The sequence below is a fragment of the Mycobacterium sp. genome (genome assembly GCF_049280035.1).
In the GTDB taxonomy this organism is placed as follows: domain Bacteria; phylum Actinomycetota; class Actinomycetes; order Mycobacteriales; family Mycobacteriaceae; genus Mycobacterium.
In genome coordinates, this window is the sequence record NZ_JBAPPI010000200.1 from 1 (window position 1) to 5,859 (window position 5,859).

General features: G+C 63.5%; 4 protein-coding genes and 2 pseudogenes. 3 read left to right on the forward strand and 3 right to left on the reverse strand.

Features of this window, described 5'->3' with window-relative positions; genetic code table 11:
• The coding region (locus WAN71_RS06520; protein ID WP_422224551.1) for a cation:proton antiporter at window positions 1-427 on the reverse strand (427 nt) is incomplete at its 3' end.
• A gap of 611 nt (window positions 428-1,038) precedes the next feature.
• Window positions 1,039-1,959 carry a phosphodiesterase gene (locus WAN71_RS06525; protein WP_422224552.1) on the reverse strand — a complete coding sequence of 307 codons (921 nt, stop codon included), beginning with the start codon at window positions 1,957-1,959 and terminating at the stop codon, window positions 1,039-1,041.
• A gap of 146 nt (window positions 1,960-2,105) precedes the next feature.
• Between WAN71_RS06525 and pafA the strand changes: the two are divergent.
• Window positions 2,106-3,464: pseudogene (pafA, locus tag WAN71_RS06530) on the forward strand (Pup--protein ligase).
• A 183-nt stretch (window positions 3,465-3,647) separates the two neighbouring features.
• Here pafA and WAN71_RS06535 read toward each other — a convergent pair.
• On the reverse strand, window positions 3,648-3,818 hold the full coding sequence (locus WAN71_RS06535; RefSeq protein WP_422224553.1) for a CsbD family protein: 171 nt from the start codon (window positions 3,816-3,818) through the stop codon (window positions 3,648-3,650).
• Window positions 3,819-4,535: 717 nt separating this feature from the next.
• Between WAN71_RS06535 and WAN71_RS06540 the strand changes: the two genes are divergently transcribed.
• Both WAN71_RS06540 and WAN71_RS06545 read left to right on the forward strand, forming a co-directional pair.
• Window positions 4,536-5,537 (forward strand): helix-turn-helix transcriptional regulator, encoded by a 1,002-nt coding sequence (locus WAN71_RS06540; protein WP_422224554.1) that lies wholly within the window; start codon window positions 4,536-4,538, stop codon window positions 5,535-5,537.
• A pseudogene (locus tag WAN71_RS06545) lies at window positions 5,534-5,859 on the forward strand (protein pafC); the annotation flags it as partial. The gene WAN71_RS06540 and the pseudogene WAN71_RS06545, both read left to right, overlap by 4 nt.

A 5,859-nucleotide genomic window follows, 5' to 3' on the forward strand; every position in this document is an offset into this window, starting at 1 on the left:
GCGCCACACCGACAAATATCCACGCGTGTAACGGATTGCCGTGTGGGCCCGCAAGTCGGTGGGCGAAGGGCCAAGCTGCAGCCGCGGAGACGACGATGGGAGCCAGCACGCAGGGCACGAGTTGCCAGCGTGGTGACCGCTCGCCCGATTTGCTGTAGGCGCGCAGCTCAATTCCGACCGAAAACATCAGTAGCAAGAGGCCCGCATAGCCCACGGTTTCGATGAGGGACTTCGTGGCCCCCGACAGCAACACCGATTTCACGGAGTGGGAACTGGCGGCCAGGATTGTCCCCACCACAATGCCGAATAGGATTACGCCGACGACCGCGGGCTGATTAAACCGACGGAACAGGTTTCCGACAATCACTGAGCCGACCAAAACTGAGGCCAGCATGATCAGCGGGTGCAGCACATTACCGAGTGGCATCGACTCTCCCTAGCAACTGATTGAGGCAACAGGCGGGAGACGTCGTTGTGTCCCAATCTGAGATTCAATTCACCGACTCGTATGTGCGCAGTTCAATTCATCACGGAACAAAGCAATTTGGGTTTCCGCAGATGGACAGCCACCTAGGTGGTTGCGTTGCATCTTGTATAGCGAGTGGCGCAGCACGGCGCAACAGTGTCGTGACCATCAACACATCCGATGATGTGGTTTTAACGAAAGGCAGACGAAATCATAACGCCTTCTTGACGGCTATTCGTGGGAGCAGTGACCTAGAATCCGCCCGCTAAGTACCCGTATTTCCGCCGAGTTGGTCATCGACACCTGCCACCAGCAGTGCCAGATCGAGAAGAGCTCTCGTATGTCCAAGTACGACTCACAAGCCCGGCCGATCCACCATCACTGGCGCGAGTTGATCGAGGCGCATGCGAGCATCGTGTTCACCGCATTGACTATCAGACAGTGGATAGAACACCAAACTGGCTGGAGCATAGGAAATTTCGTAATCTTTGACGACTTCTTAGGGCCCGCCCACGGCAGCTTCCTCGAAGTGAGCGCGCAGCAGCGGGCGGTCGGCGACGAGTGCTCGCGCGCTACGTGCGTGCGAGTGGCTGGGCGATGCGCGGTATCCGGCCTGCAGGCAGGATGCTCACCCTCGCGTCGGCAAGTTCCTGCTGCACGGTGTCGGGTTGGACGAATCGTCCTACGGTGGGGCCGGCGGCCAGTGGAATGACGGTGTGCACCACCGTTTCTGGGTAGCAGTGCACAAGGTTGAATGCTTGTGCACCATCGCGGCCCCGGGATCCGGCCGTCAGGAGGTCCTGGGTGTAGCAACTGGCCGAGGCCACCGATACCGGAATTCCGGCAAAGGTGGCCGTGGTGGAGTAGTGCAGGTGCCCGGCGAGGATGCTGCGCACGTCGGTGCCGCGCAGCACTCGGGCAAGTGGTGTTTGGTCGCGCAGCTCCACGGTGACGGCCAGGTCCTGCACGCTGGGAATCGGTGGATGGTGCATCGCAAGGATAGTGCCGAAAGGTGCGGGTTCGGCCAGTTGCGCTGCGAGCCAATCTAATTGCTCCGGCGTGATTTCGCCATGGTGATAGCCGGGAACCGAAGTATCCAAGACGATCACTCGTAAACCGGCGACGTCGTGCACCCAGTCCATCGGCGCCATCGTCGGCGACTCGCGCAACAAGTGTTCGCGCAGCGCCGCTCTGTCGTCGTGGTTACCCATTACCCAGATGACGTCAGCGCCAAGGCGATTAGCCAATGGCTCGACCATGTCACGCAGCTTGCGGTAAGCGTCGGGCTGCCCTTTGTCGGCGAGGTCGCCGGTAAAGACGAATGCATCGGGGCGAGTCCCGGAAGACTCGAGCCGCTCAAGCAGCTCGGATAATCGGTCCTCCGCGTCGACGTCGCCGTAGAGGTCGCCGTCGCCGGCTATGAGATGGGTGTCGCTGATGTGTGCGATGACGTGGTCCGGCCGCGGGTGCTCCGCGACCCTGGCTCTGTCCACAGGACTGGAGAAGCCTTTCTGACGACTGTGCTCGAAGAAACGAGCAACTCAATCATACCGGAGTAGCTGGGGTGCGACCCTGTCGACGCCACGCTCTCGGCGGGGGCTTCCGCCCCAGTTGCGCATCCAACCAGTACGCTCGAATTGTGCAGCGGCGGATTATGGGCATCGAGACCGAATTCGGTGTCACCTGCACATTCCACGGTCATCGGCGCTTGTCGCCGGACGAGGTGGCCCGCTACCTGTTTCGCCGGGTGGTCTCCTGGGGGCGAAGCTCCAACGTTTTCCTGCGTAACGGCGCACGGCTGTACCTCGACGTGGGCAGCCATCCGGAATATGCCACCGCCGAATGCGACAGCCTGGTGCAGCTGGTCACCCACGACCGTGCCGGCGAGCGGGTGCTGGAAGATCTGCTTGTCGACGCCGAGCAGCGGCTCGCCGACGAGGGCATCGGCGGCGACATCTACCTGTTCAAGAACAACACCGACTCGGCTGGCAACTCGTACGGCTGCCATGAGAACTACCTGATCGTGCGCGCGGGCGAGTTCTCCCGTATCTCCGACGTGCTGCTGCCGTTCCTGGTCACCCGCCAGCTCATCTGCGGCGCAGGCAAGGTGCTGCAGACCCCGAAGGCCGCCACGTTCTGCCTGTCGCAGCGCGCCTAGCACATCTGGGAAGGCGTCTCGTCGGCCACCACTCGGAGCCGCCCGATCATCAACACGCGCGACGAGCCCCATGCCGATGCTGAGAAGTACCGCCGTCTGCACGTCATCGTCGGCGACTCCAACATGTGCGAGACCACCACCATGCTCAAGGTGGGCACTGCAGCGCTGGTGCTGGAAATGATCGAAGCGGGCGTGGCGTTCCGCGACTTCTCACTGGACAACCCGATCCGGGCGATCCGCGAGGTCAGCCACGATGTGACGGGTCGGCGGCCGGTGCGGCTGGCCGGCGGCCGTCAGGCCAGCGCCCTGGACATCCAGCGGGAGTACTACGCACGCGCCGTCGAGCACCTGCAAACCCGTGAGCCCAACGCGCAGATCGAGCAGGTCGTCGACTTGTGGGGGCGCCAGCTCGACGCCGTGGAAAGCCAGGATTTCGCGAAGGTCGACACAGAAATCGACTGGGTGATCAAGCGCAAGTTGTTCCAGCGCTACCAGGACCGCTACGACATGGAGCTGTCCGACCCGAAGATCGCCCAGCTGGATCTGGCCTACCACGACATCAAACGCGGCCGCGGCGTCTTCGATCTGCTGCAACGCAAGGGTCTGGCGTCGCGCATCACCACCGACGAAGAAATCGAAGACGCCGTCGACCAGCCGCCACAGACCACCCGCGCGCGGCTGCGGGGCGAATTCATCAGTGCCGCCCAGGCCGCCGGTCGGGATTTCACCGTCGACTGGGTGCACCTCAAACTCAACGACCAGGCTCAGCGCACTGTGCTGTGCAAGGACCCGTTCCGGTCGGTCGACGAGCGGGTCAAGAGGCTGATCGCCAGCATGTAGCTGGTGCGGGAAGCCTCACGGGACCAAAACTACTGGTCAGACCTGTGGGGTTCACGCTGCGATCGGGCGAGGAGTCGGGTCAGTTTCTGTTGCTTGTCGTACTGATCTTTCGAGGCGTTTCGGTGCTATTGGAATTGGTGTGGCCTGCCAACCGCGGTCGGCGGCAGGCCACACCAATAGCGGTTACTTGACCGCGTCCTTGATGTTTTCGCCGGCCTTCTTCAAGCTCGACGTGGCTTGGTCCTTCTTGCCTTGGCCTTCGGTGTGCCTGTCGCCAGTAACCTTGCCGGCCTGCTCCTTAGCTTTACCGGCGGCATCCTCAACAGCATTTTTGGCCTTATCGACGAATCCCATGTGGTGTATCCCTTCTGTGGTGGTCAGCCGCAGACTGCGGATGACCGTGCGACGACCCCGCGTTGGGGTCGTAGCCGACTCGTATCCGGTTCAGACCGGGTGCGAGAGATCGTGTTATCCCTTGTGCTGCGCGAAATGCGGGTGGATCACTGATCGAGCTCGTGTTCCTGACGTTTGTAGTCCGATCGACGTGCTCGACCGATCCGACGGGCGCTAGCCTCGACAAAAGATTTCGCGAAATACGAAATAGGTTGGTGGCACCCGGGTTTCGGCTCCATGCCGGACTGACTGCGTCCGACGGCATCGGATCATCGGATTCGACGAGTCGCGCCGGGAGGGACGTCAACTCAGATTAGATGTCCGGCGTGGGCACGTGACCGTGGCTCGTGACTGGGCCGCTGCGGACTGCTGAAGTATCAACCAACACGAACGCTACTCGCTGGTGGGCCATTTGGCGAACTGCATGTACGTGTGGCGCTCTGAAGTGCTGCGCAGCTACTTCTGGGTATGGCGACGTTTCCCAGCTCGACACAACTGTTCCGGTAATCCCAGACCCGGGGGGTCGAGCAACTCACCGACTCACCAGTACACGTCGGCGCAACGGTGCCTGCGATCGCGGCCCGTAGGGGGCATTCTGCGACCTCGTCACGCGGGCTGATCGACGTGACCGACACGTCGATCACGAACTGGCTTTACTGCACCCCTAAGCTGCTACGGGTGGCGATTTCCAAAGTCGAGCGATTGGTGAACCTCGTCATCGCGTTGCTCTCCACCCGCGGCTACATCACCGCCGAGAAAATCCGGTCCAGCGTGGCGGGCTATTCGGACACCGCCAGCGACGAAGCGTTCTCGCGTATGTTCGAGCGCGACAAGAACGAACTGCGCGATCTGGGCATCCCGCTGGAGACCGGCAAGGTGTCGTCGTTCGATCCGGTCGAGGGTTACCGCATCAACCGCGAGGCGTACGCATTGCCCGCCGTCGAGCTGACCGCCGACGAGGCGGCGGCCGTGGCCGTCGCAACCCAGTTGTGGGAATCGCCGGAATTGATTACCGCCACCCAGGGTGCGCTGCTCAAGCTGCGGGCCGCCGGCGTGGACCTCGACCCGGATGCGCCGGTCGCCATCGCGTCGCCTGCCGGGACGTTGGGGCTGCGCGGGTCGGAAGACGTCCTCGGAGCGCTGCTGTCGGCGATCGACTCCGCGCAGGCCGTGCAATTTCCGCACCGACCGTCACGCGCCGAGCCCTACACCATGCGCACAGTCGAGCCGTGGGGCGTGGTGACCGAGAAAGGCCGCTGGTATCTCGTCGGGCACGACCGCGACCGCGGCGCCACCCGCACGTTCCGGCTGTCCCGGATCGGCGGCGAGGTGACACCGATCGGCGCGGTTGATGCCTTCACCCGGCCTGCGCACGTCGATCTGCGCAGGATCGTGGCCGAGGCGGTCGGCGAGGCGCCGTCGGGCGTGCGGGCTCAAGTCTGGGTGGCCGACGGGCGGGCCACCGCGTTGCGACGCGCCGGGACATCGCTGGGGCCGCAGCCATTGGCCGGCCGCGACGGCGAGGTCATCGAACTCGACATCGGAACCACTGACCGATTGGCGCGCGATATCACCGGTTACGGCGCCGACGCCGTCGTGCTGGAACCTGCCACTCTGCGCGAGGAGGTGCTGGGCCGGTTGCGCGCCCAGGCCGGCGGCAATGGGGAGGCCCGCTCATGACTCCGGTGTCCACTCGCCTGGTGCGACTGCTCAACATGGTGCCGTATTTTCAGGCAAACCCACGGGTGACTCGGGCGCAGGCCGCCGCTGACCTGGGTGTTTCCGTCAAGCAGCTGGGAGAGGACCTCGATCAGTTGTGGCTGTGCGGCCTGCCCGGCTACAGCCCGGGCGACCTGATCGACTTCGCGTTCGAGGGCGACACCGTCGAGGTGACGTTCTCGGCGGGCATGGACACGCCGCTGCAGCTCACCTCGCCGGAGGCCACCGGCCTGCTGGTGGCCCTGCGGGCGCTGGCGGACATCCCGGGTGTGGTCGATCCGCG